Below are 13,913 nucleotides of genomic sequence, written 5' to 3'. Positions count from 1 at the left end.
GATCGCTCCTCCGGGCCTTTTTCGTGCCTTCGTGATAAGCCGATCAGCGGTCGATCGGCTTGGCCACTTCGGGCTGCATCGCGGGGTCGTCGACCACGTCGATGATGCCGCGCCCGACATGGCTGCGTTTGCGGCTGTAGAGGAAGTAGATCGCCAGACCCACCGCGCCCCAGCCCGGCAGGACCAGGATCGCGATCAGCGGCAGCGAGAAGTACAAATACGCGCAACCGATCATCGCGGCGGGCGCGACGATGAACACGGCGGGCGTGCGGAACGGCCGCTTGCGGCTCGGATCGGTCTTGCGCAGCACCATCACCGACAGCGCCACCATGAAGAAGGCGAACAGCGTGCCCGAGTTGGAATAGTCCGCCAGCTTGCCGACCGGCAGGAAGGCCGAGGCGATGGTCGCGGCGATGCCGGTCACGATCGTCACGACGTGCGGCGTGCGATAGCGCGGATGCACCGAGGCGAGCTTTTCGGGCAGCAGGCCGTCACGCGCCATGGTGAAGAACACGCGGGTCTGGCCGAACATCATCATGAGGACGACCGAGGGCAGCGCCAGCGTGGCGGCCAGGCCGATCAGATTTCCGATCTTTTCCCAGCCGATGGTACGCAGGACGTGCGCCAGCGCCTCGCGCGAGCAGGACAGCGGCTCGGCCGCGCCACTCGCCACGATCGCTTTGCACTGCGCGGCCAGTTCCGACGTGCCCGGCGACAGGACAACGCCGGCGGCATCGCGCACCGGCTGCGCGCCCAGCGGCGAGCCGATCGCACCCGCCGAGACGAGCAGATAGAAGACGGTGCAGAACAGCAGCGACGCGATCAGGCCGATGGGCACGTTGCGCTGCGGATTCTTGGTCTCCTCGGCGGCGGTCGACACAGCGTCGAAGCCGACATAGGCGAAGAAGATCGACGCGGCCGCGCCGGCGACACCGGTCAGGCCGGTGGGCATGAATGGCTCGAAATGCGCGCCGTTGATCACCGGCACCGACAGCGCGATGAACAGGGTGAGCGCGGCGACCTTGATCGCGACCAGGATGGCGTTGACGCGGGCGCTCTCGGTGGTGCCGACGACCAGCAGCCAGGTGACGAGCAGCGAGATGATGACGGCGGGCAGGTTGATATAGCCGCCCGAGGAGGGGCCGTTGACCCACTCCATCGGTATGTCGATGCCCAGCAGGTTGCGCAGCTGCCCCACGACATAGCCCGACCAGCCGACCGCGACGGCGCTTGCACCGACCGCATATTCGAGGATCAGCGCCCAGCCGACCATCCAGGCGAGAAGCTCGCCCATGACCGCATAGGTATAGGTATAGGCCGAGCCCGCGACCGGCACCATCGAGGCCAGCTCGGAATAGCAGAGGGCCGCCACCGCGCAGACGAACCCGGCAAGGATGAACGAAATCATCATGCCCGGCCCCGCCTTTTGCGCGGCTTCGGAGGTGAGAACGAAGATACCCGTGCCGATGACGGCGCCGATACCCAGCATGGTGAGCTGGAACGCGCCTAGCGATCGTTGCAGCCCCTTCTTCTCGGCGGTCGCCAAAATGGCGTCCAGAGGCTTAACGCGCCCGAAAATCATGAATGTCCAATCCCCCCAAGGGAAGGGCGGCCCCGACATGGGACGCGCCCGGAGTCCGGTGAATGGTCGGGGAAGTTAGCTGCAATTTTATTACGCGCAATCCCTAAGGTGCGCGGGATGCGGTCAGGGGAGTGGATAAAAGCCTCTCTCCCGCCAGGGGGAGGTTGCCGTGGCTTCAAATGGCGTGGTTCCGTTCCGCAGTAAGCCCCTCCCGCAGGCGGGAGGGGTTTGGGGAGGGCAGAGTGTCTCACTGAGAGCATCGCCCGTGGCGTTTCCCTCCCCCATCCCAGTTTCAGGTAAACGATGCCCCGCATCGTTTAGGTCATGCCCCCGGCATGACCGACCTGAAACTTGCTTGCGGGAGGGGCGTGCCTAGGTCAGCGCGCCAGCATCGGGCCGAGCGGCTTACCCGCCAGGATATGGACATGAAGATGCGGCACCTCCTGCCCGGCATCCGCACCGATATTCGCCAGCAGCCGGTATCCCGGCTCGACTGCGCCTGCTTCCCGCGCGACATGGCCGACCGCGCGGACGAAGCCGGCGATCTCCGCCTCGCCAGCGCGCGCGGAGAAATCGTCCCAGGACACATAGGCCCCACGCGGGATCACCAGGATATGCGTCGGCGCATGCGGGGCGATGTCGTGGAACGCGACCGCCCATTCATCCTCGTAAACCCGCCTCGACGGGATCTCGTCGCGCAGGATCTTCGCGAAGATATTCTGATCGTCGTAGGGAAGGGTGGCGTCGATCGGCATCGAAATTCTCCGTGGGATTAACGGGGCCGCGCGGCCTTTTCGTCATGCCCCGACACGCCCTCGCGCCGCGCCAGTTCTGCGCGGACATCGTCCAGCGTGTGGCCGGTATCGGCCAGCAGCACGATCAGGTGGAACATCAGGTCGGCGGCCTCGGACACGATCTTGTCAGGCTGCGCCATGGCGGCGATGACGGTCTCGACCGCTTCCTCGCCCAGCTTCTGCGCGATCTTGGGCCGCCCCTTGGCGAAGAGGCTCGCGGCATAGGAGGTGGCGGCGTCGCCTTCGTCGCGGCGTGCGCGGATCGTGGCTTCGAGGCGGTCGAGCATGTCCATGGCGGCGTGGGTGACGCGACGCGGCGCTCGCGTCAATCCTTGCGGTTGCGGCGGCGCATCAGATGTCGGAGCAGCCAGATCGCGCCGATCGCAAAGACGAACAGGCCGATGTCGGACCATTCGGGATGACTTCGCGGCTTGGGCACTCCGCTATGCGCGGCGGCGGTGGTCAGGGAGGCGAGGGGCATGGGGGTGTTTTAGCAGGGTGGCGGGCGGGGGTCATCCGGGGGATTTTGGTTCGCGCGAAGACGCGGAGGGTTTGGTTGCGAGGTTGGTAATGGACCTTCCACACTGACGTAAAACGTCTTCCGCTCGCCACCTGAACCCCACCTCCGTTCACGCTGAGCGAAGTCGAAGCGCACGCCCGGCGCTCCGCCCAGTGGCGCGGTTATCCCTTGGCCTTCGACTTCGCTCAGGCTGAACGGGGGTTGGGGGGGCATCTCAACCCACCCCGTCGATCGGAAGACACGCGCTCGCTGAGAGGTGCAGGCCAATGCCCGCCCCTTAACCACCCTCTCCGCGCCTCCGCGCCTCCGCGCGAACCAAAAATCTTCGCGTCTTCGCGTCCTTGCGCGAACATCAATGCGACCGAACCGGCACCCCCGCCGCCGCGAGCGCCCGATGTGCATCCGCAATCGACGCATCGCCGAAGTGGAAGATCGACGCTGCCAGCACCGCCGAGGCGTGACCGTCGCGCACGCCCGCGACCAGGTCGTCTAACCCGCCGACGCCGCCGCTGGCCACCACCGGCACGCTGGTCCGGTCGGCGATGGTGCGGATCAGGTCGAGGTCGTATCCCCCACGCGTCCCGTCCCGGTCCATCGAGGTGACGAGCAACTCGCCCGCGCCCAGCTCCGCCAGCCGCAGCGCATGTTCGACCGCATCGATGCCCGTAGCGCGCCGACCGCCATGGGTGAACACCTCCCAGCCATCCGCCGTCCGCCGCGCGTCCACGCTGGCCACGCAGCACTGGCTGCCGAATCGCTCGGCAATGTCGGAGACGACTTCCGGGCGGCTGACGGCGGCGGAGTTGACCGCCACCTTGTCGGCGCCCGCCAGCAGCAGCGCACGGGCATCCTCGGCGGTACGCACGCCGCCGCCGACCGTCAGCGGCATGAAGCACACCGCCGCCGTCCGCCGCACCACGTCCAGGATCGTGCCGCGCGCCTCATGGCTGGCGGTGATGTCGAGGAAGCAGAGTTCGTCCGCGCCTGCCGCGTCATAGGCGCGCGCCTGCTCGACCGGATCGCCCGCATCGATGAGGTCGACGAAGTTGACGCCCTTGACCACCCGGCCATTGGCAACGTCGAGACAGGGGATGACGCGCGCGCGGACGGTCATGCGGCTGCGGCCACCGACAGGGCCGCCGCCAGATCAAGCCTCCCGTCATAGAGCGCCCGGCCGGTGATGACGCCCTCGACCCCGTCCTTGTGATGGACGGCCAGCATATGGATGTCGCCGATCCCCGCCACGCCGCCGCTGGCGATGACCGGAATCCGCACTGCGCGGGCGAGGTCGACCGTTGCGGGCACGTTGCAACCTTTCAGCATCCCGTCGCGGCCCACATCGGTGAACAGCAGCGAGGCGACGCCCGCATCCTCGAACCGGCGCGCAAGGTCCTCGACCGACACCGTCGAGACATCGGCCCAGCCGCGCGTGGCGACCATGCCGTCCTTGGCGTCGACCGCGACGACGATGCCGCCGGGATAAGCCTTGGCCATGTCGCGCACGAAGTCGGGATTCTCCAGCGCCGCGGTGCCGATCACGACGCGCGACACGCCCAGGTCGAACCAGCGCTCGACATTCTCAGGGTTACGGATGCCGCCGCCCAACTGGACATGGCCGGGAAAGGCTTTGACGATCGCCTGCACCGCCTCGCCATTGACCGATTCGCCCGCAAAGGCGCCGTCGAGGTCGACGACATGCAGATACTCCGCGCCCGCCTCGGCGAAGAGCATCGCCTGATGGGTGGGATCGTCACCATAGACGGTCGCGCGGTCCATATCGCCCTCGGCCAGGCGGACGACCTGGCCGCCCTTCAGATCGATGGCGGGGAAGACGATGAGGCTCACGGATGCCACTCCAGGAAACGGGTGAGGAAGGAGAGGCCATAGCGCTGGCTCTTCTCGGGGTGGAATTGCGCGCCGACCACGGTGTCGCGGCCGATCGCGGCGGTGACGGGACCGGCGTGATCGGTGGTCGCCAGCACATGCTCGCCGGTGAAGGCATAGCTGTGCAGAAAATAGGCCTCGCCCGGCACGATCAGCGGATGCTCGCGCGTCGGGCGGACATCGTTCCAGCCCATATGCGGGACTTTGGCAGCCGGATCGGAAGGGATGAGGCGCGTCACGCGACCGGGAATCCAGCCCAGGCCCCGATGCTCGCCCATCTCGTCGCTGGCGTCGGCAAGCAACTGCATGCCGACACAAATGCCCAGGAATGGCCGCGCGCGGGTGAGGGCGGCGTCGCGGAGCGCCTCTTCCAACCCGTTTATGGCGCGGAGATTCGCCGCACACGCCCCGAACGCACCGACGCCCGGCAACACGATCCGGTCAGCCTTGGCGATCACATCCGGATCGGCGGTGATGACCACATCGCTTGCCCCCGCCGCGCGCAGGGCATTGTCGACCGAGTGGAGATTGCCCGACTGGATGTCGATCAGCGCCAGCGTCACAGCATGCCCTTGGTCGAGGGGATGGCGTCGGCCTTGCGCGGGTCGATCTCGACCGCCATTCGCAAGGCGCGGGCGAGCCCCTTGAAGATGCTCTCGGCGATGTGATGGTTGTTGTGGCCATGCAGCAGCTCGACGTGCAGCGTGATGCCCGCTTCCTGCGCGAAGCTGTGGAACCAGTGCTCGATCATCTCGGTCTGGAGCGTGCCCAGCATCGGATTGGTGAACGGCACCTTCCACACCAGCCAGGGGCGGCCCGAAATGTCGAGCGCGGTGCGGGTCAGCACTTCGTCCATCGGCGACAGCGCCTCGCCATAGCGGCGGATGCCGCGCTTGTCGCCCAGCGCCTTGGCAAGGGCCTGTCCGATCGCCAGCGCGCTGTCCTCGGTGGTGTGATGCCCGTCGATATGCAGGTCGCCCTGAACCTTGACCGACAGGTCGATCAGCGAATGCCGCGACAGCTGGTCGAGCATGTGGTCGAGAAAGCCGATGCCGGTGGCGTTCTGATAGACGCCGGTGCCGTCGAGATTGACGGTGACGTCGATGACGGTTTCCGCGGTGGCGCGGTGGACGGTGGCGGTGCGCATGGCCTCCCCCTTAAACACCTATCCGTCCCATGCAATCTTGACCCGCGATCAAAGGCCGCTAGTCCATGGGCCATGACCGAAGGATTGCCCGACAGCCTCATCCCCTATGACGACATCGTGCAGGAGGCCCTGCGCGCCGTGGTGGGGCGTGTACTCGGCCCGGTGGCGGAGACGGGGCATCTGCCCGGCACGCACCATTTCTACATCACCTTCAAGACGCAGGCGCCCGGCGTCGACATCCCGCAGCGGCTGATGGAGCGGTTCCCGGACGAGATGACGATCGTCCTGCAGAATCGCTTCTGGGACCTGACGGTGGACGAGAATCGCTTTTCGGTCGGGCTCAGCTTCAACCAGGTGCCCTCCAAGCTGGTGATTCCCTATTCGGCGATCACGCGCTTCCACGACCCGGAAGTGCAGTTCGAACTGGGCTTCCACGTCGCCGACGATCCCCAGGGCGATCCCGATCCGCACGATTCGGCCGAAAATGACGAGCCCGTCGCCAAGCCGGTCGAGGACGGCAGCAACGTCGTCGCGGTGGATTTCAAGCGGAAGAAGTGATGTCGCGCAGAGGCGCGGAGGACGCAGAAGATGTCCCGCGCCTCGCCAGCGAAGCCTGTTTGCTGCCGGCGGATGGGGCAAGGCCGTAGACGGCCATGAAGCGAACCCCCTCCGCGCCTCCGCGCGAACCAAAATCGTCTTCCCCGGCGAAGGCGGGGCCCAGGCTCCACCAGGCGGAAGGTGTGCGAGCCATTGCGGGGGAGGCCAACTCCCGCGCTATCGATAGCGCACGGTAACTGAACCCTGGCCTGCGCCGGGGTGGCGGGATTGGCGTAGCTGGATCGAAAATCCATCCGCTTCCGATTGAGTCCCTTGATCATTACCCGGGCCCGCGCCAAAACCGAATCGAGCGGAAGAAATGATTTCGCGCAGAGGCGCAGAGGCGCAGAGGACGCAGAGATGCCCTGCGCTTCGTCGGCGAATCCTGTTCCCCACCGGCAGATGGGGCAAGGCCGTAGACGGCCCTGAAGCGACCCCCCCTCCGCGTTCTCTGTGTCTCTGCACGAACCAAAATCCTCTTCCCCGGCGAAGGCCGGGGCCCAGGGTCCACCAAGCGGAAGGTGTGCGAGCCATTGCGTGGGAGGCAAACTCCCGCGCCATCGATAGTGCACGGTAACTGGACCCCGGCCTTTGCCGGGGTGGCGGCATCTATCGAGCATGCTTGGCGTGGCCGGATCGGGGAACCCATCCGCCCCCGGTGAGTCCCTCCATCATGACCCAGACCCGCACCGAAACCGACTCGATCGGCCCGATCGAGGTTCCCGCCGACGCCTATTGGGGCGCGCAGACCGAACGCAGTCTCGAGAATTTTCCCTTTGGCGAGCGGGAGACGATGCCGGTCGGCATCGTCCATGCGCTGGCGATCGTCAAAAAGGCCGCCGCGCGAATCAACCGGGGTTACGGACTGGCGGCGGACAAGGCCGATGCGATCGAGGCGGCGGCGCAGGAGGTGATCGACGGGCGGCATGACGATCAGTTTCCGCTGGTCATCTGGCAGACCGGCTCTGGTACCCAGTCCAACATGAACGCCAATGAGGTGATCGCGGGCCGCGCCAACGAGATGCTGACTGGCACGCGCGGCGGCAAGTCGCCGGTCCATCCCAATGACGATGTGAACCGGGGCCAGTCCTCCAACGACACCTTCCCGACCGCGCTCCATGTCGCCGCCGCCATCGCGGTGACGCGGCAACTCTTCCCCGCGCTCGACCGGCTCCACACCGCGCTCGATGCCAAGGCGAAGGCGTGGGACGACATCGTCAAGATCGGCCGCACCCATTTGCAGGATGCGACGCCGCTGACGCTGGGCCAGGAATTTTCGGGCTATGTCCAGCAACTCGCCAATGCCCGCGACCGGATCGAGGGGACACTCCACCGCAATATCCTGCCGCTAGCGCAAGGGGGTACGGCGGTCGGCACCGGGCTGAACGCACCGAACGGCTTTGCCGAGGCGATCGCCGCCGAGATCGCCGAGGCGACCGGCATTGACTTCGTGACCGCGCCCAACAAGTTCGAGGCGCTGGCCAGCAATGACGGGCTGGTCGACCTGCATGGCACCTTGAACGTGCTGGCGGTGGCGCTCACCAAGATCGCCAATGACATCCGCTTGCTCGGCTCCGGCCCGCGTTCGGGGCTGGGCGAGCTGGAACTGCCCGCCAACGAGCCGGGCAGCTCGATCATGCCGGGCAAGGTCAACCCAACCCAGTGCGAGATGCTGACCATGGTCGCTGCGCAGGTGATCGGCAACAATGCCGCCGTGACGGTCGGCGGCTTGCAGGGGCATCTGGAGCTGAACGTCTTCAAGCCGCTGATCGGCGCCAACGTGCTGCGCTCGATCCATTTGCTGGCGGTCGGGATGGAGAGCTTTGCCGAGCGCACGGTCGAGGGGATGACGGTCAATCGCGACCGGATCACCGAGCTGCTCGACCGCTCGCTGATGCTGGTGACCGCGCTGGCGCCGGAGATCGGTTATGACAATGCCGCCAAGATCGCCAAGCATGCGCATCAGCAGGGCCAGACGTTGAAGGAGGCCGGGCTGGAGCTGGGGCTGGTCGACGAGGCGACCTTCGACCGGGTGGTGCGGCCGGAGTTGATGCTGGGGCGGTGAGGTTGAAGCGTGGCCTTCGACTTCGCTCAGGCGGAACGGAGGTGGGGGGCTTATCCCAAACGCCGTTCAGGCTGAGCGAAGTCGAAGCCCAAGGGAATCACCGCTCCTCAAGCCCCCTGGCCGGATAGGCGGGCAGAGCGATCCGGTAATGGATCGCCGCTCCGCGCAGCAGGAACCCGGCCAGCGCCGCGATCGGGCCCGCCAATGGCACGCCGAGCGCGGTCAGGATCACATAGCTGGTCGAAGCGAGCGCGGCGGCGGTGACATAGAGTTCGGGGCGCATCAGGATCGACAGCTCGCCCGCGATCACGTCGCGGATGATGCCACCGACACAGGCCGACACCACGCCCAGCATCGCCGCCGGGATCGGCGTGATGCCATAGCCGCTCGCCTTGGCCGCGCCGTACACGGCATAGGCGGCCAGCCCCACCGCGTCGAACCAGTCGAGCGCGCTGCCGCGCCACCATCGCTCGGGTGTGGCCCACACCGCGACGGCGGCGGCGAGGCACACCACCGGCACGCGGGCATCATGCACCCAGAAGACCGGCGCATCGATCAGCAGATCGCGCAGCGTGCCGCCTCCGACTCCGGTGATCAGTGCGAAGAAGACCAGAGTGACCATCGTCTGGCGATGCTTGGCCGCGACCAGCGCGCCCGACACGGCGAACACCGCCAGCCCGGCGAGGTCGAGCCAAGGCATCGCGGCGGGCAGCATGGCGGTGGGTTCGGGCAGCATCGCCCCCGGTCTTAGGGCGGGGACGGGCGGGGGGAAAGGCCGTCGCAACGATGCCCTTCGATGAACGGCACGTTATGTTTGGTTCATGCAACGGACAGTAGGATGCGAACGTTACGGCATCAGATCATGTTTGAAAGGAAGATTGTCATGCGGAAATTGATGCTCGCTCTGGGTTGCACCGCCATGGTCGTCCCCTCGATGCTCGTGCCGGTCACCGCCGCCGATGCGCAGCGCCGGTACAAGTATCGCGAGTGGCGCGACGATCGCGGCCGCGTCCGCTGCCGCAAGCCCGACGGCACGACCGGTCTGGTCGTGGGTGGCGTCGCCGGCGCGCTGCTGGGCCGCACCATCGACACGCGCGGCGACCGTACGCTGGGCACGCTGGGCGGTGCCGCCGTCGGCGCGCTGGCGGGTCGCGAGGTCGAGCGCGGCACGAGCAATCGTCGCTGCCGCTGATCGCGGCCTTCCATTCGGAAAGCCAAAAGGGCGTCACCTCCGGTGGCGCCCTTTTTCTTGTGTCATTCCGGTCGTTACTGATGTCCCATCCATGAACGAAAGGTAGTTTTCAGTTAACGAAACGACTCCCGCAGACAAGGCGTTGAACCCGCATCTTTGAAAGACGGGAGTATCGTCATGCGTATCGCAATTCTGTCGGCCACGTTGACCGCGATGACTTTTACCGCCGTGCCGGCGGCGGCCCAGAGCAATGGCTGGGAAGCCCGCCGCGAATATCAGAACGAGGTTCGCGATGCCCGCCGCGACTATCGCCGCGACGTCCGCAACGCCGACTCGCGCCGCGACATTCGCGAGGCGCGCCGGGAGTATCGTGAGGATATTCGCGATGCGCGCCAGGACTATCGCCGCGACATGCGCAACGTCCGCTGGCGCAACTACGACTATAACCGGTTCGAGCCGGGCCAGCGCGGATACTATCCCGAGCGCTATTATCGCGACGGCCGCTATTACCAGCCGCGCGCGCTCGGCCGGAACGACCGCATCTATCGTGGCATGAACGGCCGCTTCTATTGCCGCCGCAATGACGGCACGACCGGTCTGGTGGTCGGTGGTCTCGCCGGCGGTGCGCTGGGCAATGTGATCGCGGGCGGCGGTTCGCGTCTGCTCGGCACGGTTATCGGCGCCGGCGGCGGCGCGCTGCTGGGCCAGCAGATCGATCGCGGTCAGGTCCGCTGCCGCTAAGCCCGACAGGCTTTGGAATGACGACGGCCCGGCATGTTCGCATGCCGGGCCGTTTCACGTTCAGATCAGGCCGCCGCCCAGCATCAGGCGCAGGCCGAAGATCAGGATGAGGATCAGGTTGAGGTTGCGTCCGCCATTGCGCGACGACAGCGCGCCCACCGCCGCTCCGACGATGGCGATCGGGATGACGAACCAATAGCCCCAGGCGAAGAAGGGCAGGAACGGCACGATGCCGAGCAGGAGCGCGACGACGCCGATGACGATCGAGAACAGATTCAGCATGAGGCTCAAGATGGCGGCGCCGGACGCGATATACAAGCATGCCACACCGCCATCCCGGTGCGGGACATAATCCGATGCACATCGGATCGACCCCATTAACGATCGGATGATCGGCGCATGCTAAGGAGGCGGCATGACGGTCCCGTCCTTGCGAATCCTGGTCCCGCTCACCGCCCTGCTGCTCGCCGGTTGTGGTGCTAAGACCGACGACGATGCGCAGCTGAACGCGCTCGACAATGAACTGGCCGCGATGAACGAGGCGCGGCCGGCGCAGGACCCGCAACTGGCCGAGGCGCTGGCCGGGCAGATCATGGTCGATCCGGGCCTGACCCAGACGTCCAACGCCAATGCGGTGCGCCCGCCCAACCGGCCGGACAGCGATCAGGTGCCGGTCCTGCCGCCGCCGGGCGATCCGGTCGACCCGCGCACGTTGAAATCCGCGCCGAAGGCTACGGAGGATTGTCCCGAATGTCGCGCCTCGGGCAAGGCGCTGACCCTGGCGGCGCTGGCCGGGCAACAGATGGGCAATGGTCCGTGCTTGGCCGGGCTCCGCTACTCGGCGGAGTGGGCCGCGCGACTGCCGGCGTCTTTTGCGATCTATCCCGGCGGCCGGGTGAGCGAGGCGGCGGGCAATGACGCCAATGGCTGCGGCTTGCGAATCGTCAGCTTCCGCGCGGGCGGCGGCGTCGACAAGGTCGTCGACTATTATTTCACTCGCGCCACCGCCGCCGGCTACGACGCCGAGCACAAGCGCGACGGGGCGCTGCATGTGCTGGGCGGTACCAGGGGCGCGGCGGCCTATATCGTCTATGCCACCGCGCGCACCGATGGCGGCACCGATGTCGACCTGATCGTCAAGGGCGGCTGAGCCGGCGGGGCGCGTGCAACCATTCTTTGCGCGCAAGCCGGCATTGCGCTAGGGGAGGGCGGTTATGTCTCCGCTTCTTCTCGTGATGCTGGGCGGCGCGCTGGGATCGGGTGGGCGATATCTGACGGGGCGGGTCATGTCCGACACGCTCGGTCCGGCTTTTCCGTATGGAACGCTGACCGTCAACTGGGTGGGATGCCTGTTCATGGGTATCCTGGCCGGGGTGCTGGCACGCACGGGCGCATCGGAGGGGTGGCGGCTGTTCATCGGCGTCGGGATTCTGGGCGGGTACACCACCTTCTCGTCCTTTTCGCTCGACACCATCACATTGATCGAACGCGGACAGACGGGACTCGCGCTCGGTTATGTCGCGCTGTCGCTATTGGGTTCGCTGGCCACACTGTGGGCCGGGCTTTGGGTTACAAGGATTATGGCATGACGGACTCGGTCCGCCAATTCACGGTCGGTTACGACGATGACGGCATCCGGCTGGACCGCTGGTTCAAGCGCCATCTGCCCGACACCAGCTTCACCACCGTCGCCAAATGGGCGCGGACCGGCCAGCTGCGCGTCGACGGCGCGCGCGCGACGCCGGGCGACCGGATCGCGGCGGGCCAGGTGCTGCGCGTGCCCCCTGCCGAGCCCGCGCTGGCCGAGAGCAGCAAGCCGACGACGCGCCCGCGCCATATCCTGTCCGAGGATGAGGAATCGTTCGCGCGCGAAATGGTGATCCACAAGGATCGCGACGCGCTGGTCCTGAACAAGCCGCCGGGTTTGGCGACGCAGGGGGGGACCAAGACGACCACCCATGTCGACGGCCTGCTCGACGCGCTGCAGTTCGAGGCGGAGGGGCGGCCCAAGCTGGTCCACCGGTTGGACAAGGACACGTCGGGCGCGCTGCTGGTCGCGCGCAACGCGCGGTCGGCGGCCTTCTTCGCCAAGGCGTTTTCGGGGCGCACCGCCAAGAAGATCTACTGGGCGCTGGTCGTCGGCGTGCCCTCGATCGAGGACGGCACGATCGAGTTGCCCATCGCCAAACAGCCGGGCACCGGCGGCGAAAAGATGCATGTCGACGAGGAGAATGGCCAGGCGGCACGCTCGCGCTACCGTGTGATCGAGCGGGCGGGCAATCGCTGTTGCTGGGTCGAGTTGCAGCCGTTCACGGGGCGCACGCATCAGCTGCGCGTGCACATGGCGGCGATCGGCCACCCGATCGTCGGCGACGGCAAATATGGCGGCGCGGCGGCCTTCCTGACCGGCGGGATCAGCCGCAAGATGCATCTGCACGCGCGCCGCATCCGCGTCGACCATCCCGATGGCGGGCGCATCGACCAGACCGCCGAGCTGCCCAGCCACTTCGCCGAATCGATGAACCAGTTGGGCTTCGACGAGATTCGCGGCGACGTCCTGCCCCAGGACGAGGATCGCGGCCCGCCGCCCAAGGACGTGCTGAAGCAGCGCGCCAAGGCGCATGCCAAACAGTATCGCAAGGAACGGCGCGGTGAACGGCGGGGTCGGGGGGCGCGGCAGTAACAGCCGTGCGCCCAGCGCTCGCGACCGCCCCGAACACCGCCCCAAAACCCCGTTCAGGCTGAGCGTAGTCGAAGCCAACGCAGCGCCCTGTCCGCAAGCGAATCCCATGCGCTTCGACTTCGCTCAGCGCGAACGGCGGGATGGGATGATGAATGGGCAGGGTGAACGGGGCGGGTATGACAAACCCCGCTGGCCCAAGGGCCAGCGGGGCTTTTGTCTGACGGAGGGGCCGAAGCCCCTCACGCCCGGTTATCAGCGGCAATAGCCGGGGTTGTTCGACTTTTCGATCGCATGACCAGCCAGCGCACCGGCGCCACCGCCCAGGATAGTGCCGAGGGTACGGTCACCCCGGCTGTCGATCGTACGGCCCAACAGGCCACCCGCGATCGCGCCGACGATGGTGCCCGTGGTGCCGTTGTTGCAACGCTGCGGGCCGCGAGCATAGCCGCGATTATCGTAATAGCGGCGCTCGTAACGCGGGCCACGATTGTAACCGTCATAATAGGCGTCGCCATACGCGCGCTCATAACGGTCGCCATAATAACGCTGCGCCGAGGCGGCGGTCGGAACCATGGCCGTCGCGCCGACGGTAAGGGCGGCTGCAGCGAGCGAGAGCTTCTTGAACATCGTCATCTCCCTTGATCTTCAATCCGGCGGCGGCGGGATGATTCCCGTCGTCGTTGAGAAGCTTTTGCCCGATTCGGTGTG

General features: G+C 66.7%; 18 protein-coding genes. 7 read left to right on the top strand and 11 right to left on the bottom strand.

Features of this window, described 5'->3' with window-relative positions:
* Positions 1-43: 43 nt before the first annotated feature.
* From ACQHGV_RS11350 to hisB, 8 genes are all read right to left on the bottom strand, one after another.
* A complete protein-coding gene (locus ACQHGV_RS11350; protein ID WP_183950473.1) occupies positions 44-1,582 on the bottom strand; it encodes an amino acid permease in 1,539 nt (512 codons plus the stop codon).
* Between the two features lie 377 nt (positions 1,583-1,959).
* Positions 1,960-2,337: a histidine triad nucleotide-binding protein gene (locus tag ACQHGV_RS11345; RefSeq protein ID WP_440978279.1), complete on the bottom strand. Its 378-nt coding sequence runs from the start codon at positions 2,335-2,337 to the stop codon at positions 1,960-1,962.
* Positions 2,338-2,354: 17 nt separating this feature from the next.
* Positions 2,355-2,669 (bottom strand): phosphoribosyl-ATP diphosphatase, encoded by a 315-nt coding sequence (locus tag ACQHGV_RS11340; RefSeq protein ID WP_183950629.1) that lies wholly within the window; start codon positions 2,667-2,669, stop codon positions 2,355-2,357.
* Between the two features lie 32 nt (positions 2,670-2,701).
* Positions 2,702-2,857: a hypothetical protein gene (locus ACQHGV_RS11335; protein ID WP_183950475.1), complete on the bottom strand. Its 156-nt coding sequence runs from the start codon at positions 2,855-2,857 to the stop codon at positions 2,702-2,704.
* Between the two features lie 391 nt (positions 2,858-3,248).
* On the bottom strand, positions 3,249-4,010 hold the full coding sequence (gene hisF, locus ACQHGV_RS11330; RefSeq protein WP_440978278.1) for an imidazole glycerol phosphate synthase subunit HisF: 762 nt from the start codon (positions 4,008-4,010) through the stop codon (positions 3,249-3,251).
* Positions 4,007-4,741, bottom strand: a complete 735-nt coding sequence (gene hisA / locus ACQHGV_RS11325) for a 1-(5-phosphoribosyl)-5-[(5-phosphoribosylamino)methylideneamino]imidazole-4-carboxamide isomerase (RefSeq protein ID WP_440978277.1) — start codon at positions 4,739-4,741, stop codon at positions 4,007-4,009. The genes hisF and hisA overlap by 4 nt, the downstream gene beginning before the upstream one ends.
* Positions 4,738-5,343: an imidazole glycerol phosphate synthase subunit HisH gene (gene hisH / locus ACQHGV_RS11320; RefSeq protein ID WP_440978276.1), complete on the bottom strand. Its 606-nt coding sequence runs from the start codon at positions 5,341-5,343 to the stop codon at positions 4,738-4,740. Before hisH ends, hisA begins: the two co-directional genes overlap by 4 nt.
* Positions 5,340-5,927, bottom strand: a complete 588-nt coding sequence (hisB, locus tag ACQHGV_RS11315; RefSeq protein ID WP_440978275.1) for an imidazoleglycerol-phosphate dehydratase HisB — start codon at positions 5,925-5,927, stop codon at positions 5,340-5,342. The genes hisH and hisB overlap by 4 nt, the downstream gene beginning before the upstream one ends.
* Positions 5,928-5,999: 72 nt before the next feature.
* Here hisB and ACQHGV_RS11310 point away from each other — a divergent pair, with 72 nt between their 5' ends.
* Complete coding sequence (locus ACQHGV_RS11310) at positions 6,000-6,485, top strand: SspB family protein (RefSeq protein ID WP_183950479.1); 486 nt, start codon at positions 6,000-6,002, stop codon at positions 6,483-6,485.
* A 712-nt stretch (positions 6,486-7,197) separates the two neighbouring features.
* Complete coding sequence (fumC, locus tag ACQHGV_RS11305; protein WP_440978274.1) at positions 7,198-8,589, top strand: class II fumarate hydratase; 1,392 nt, start codon at positions 7,198-7,200, stop codon at positions 8,587-8,589.
* A 97-nt stretch (positions 8,590-8,686) separates the two neighbouring features.
* On the opposite strand, the gene ACQHGV_RS11300 is transcribed toward fumC, so the two are convergent.
* Complete coding sequence (locus ACQHGV_RS11300; RefSeq protein ID WP_440978273.1) at positions 8,687-9,325, bottom strand: trimeric intracellular cation channel family protein; 639 nt, start codon at positions 9,323-9,325, stop codon at positions 8,687-8,689.
* A 147-nt stretch (positions 9,326-9,472) separates the two neighbouring features.
* On the opposite strand from ACQHGV_RS11300, the gene ACQHGV_RS11295 reads away from it, so the two are divergent.
* Both ACQHGV_RS11295 and ACQHGV_RS11290 read left to right on the top strand, forming a co-directional pair.
* A complete protein-coding gene (locus ACQHGV_RS11295; protein WP_183950481.1) occupies positions 9,473-9,781 on the top strand; it encodes a glycine zipper 2TM domain-containing protein in 309 nt (102 codons plus the stop codon).
* Between the two features lie 177 nt (positions 9,782-9,958).
* Entirely contained in the window at positions 9,959-10,522 is a 564-nt protein-coding gene (locus tag ACQHGV_RS11290; protein ID WP_440978272.1) for a glycine zipper 2TM domain-containing protein, read from the top strand.
* Between the two features lie 60 nt (positions 10,523-10,582).
* On the opposite strand, the gene ACQHGV_RS11285 is transcribed toward ACQHGV_RS11290, so the two are convergent.
* Entirely contained in the window at positions 10,583-10,804 is a 222-nt protein-coding gene (locus ACQHGV_RS11285) for a hypothetical protein (protein WP_183950631.1), read from the bottom strand.
* A gap of 133 nt (positions 10,805-10,937) precedes the next feature.
* Here ACQHGV_RS11285 and ACQHGV_RS11280 point away from each other — a divergent pair, with 133 nt between their 5' ends.
* From ACQHGV_RS11280 to ACQHGV_RS11270, 3 genes are all read left to right on the top strand, one after another.
* Positions 10,938-11,672 (top strand): hypothetical protein, encoded by a 735-nt coding sequence (locus tag ACQHGV_RS11280; protein WP_440978271.1) that lies wholly within the window; start codon positions 10,938-10,940, stop codon positions 11,670-11,672.
* A 64-nt stretch (positions 11,673-11,736) separates the two neighbouring features.
* Complete coding sequence (gene crcB / locus ACQHGV_RS11275) at positions 11,737-12,111, top strand: fluoride efflux transporter CrcB (protein ID WP_440978270.1); 375 nt, start codon at positions 11,737-11,739, stop codon at positions 12,109-12,111.
* Complete coding sequence (locus tag ACQHGV_RS11270) at positions 12,108-13,205, top strand: RluA family pseudouridine synthase (protein WP_440978269.1); 1,098 nt, start codon at positions 12,108-12,110, stop codon at positions 13,203-13,205. Before crcB ends, ACQHGV_RS11270 begins: the two co-directional genes overlap by 4 nt.
* 252 nt (positions 13,206-13,457) lie before the next feature.
* Here the strand turns inward: ACQHGV_RS11270 and ACQHGV_RS11265 are convergent, their stop codons facing one another.
* Positions 13,458-13,832 (bottom strand): glycine zipper 2TM domain-containing protein, encoded by a 375-nt coding sequence (locus ACQHGV_RS11265; protein WP_440978268.1) that lies wholly within the window; start codon positions 13,830-13,832, stop codon positions 13,458-13,460.
* Positions 13,833-13,913: the final 81 nt, after the last annotated feature.

This window comes from Sphingomonas pseudosanguinis (assembly GCF_052056765.1).
In the GTDB taxonomy this organism is placed as follows: Bacteria; Pseudomonadota; Alphaproteobacteria; order Sphingomonadales; family Sphingomonadaceae; genus Sphingomonas; species Sphingomonas pseudosanguinis.
Note: the sequence above shows the minus strand (reverse complement) of the source record. Positions and strands in the feature narration are given on the sequence as shown.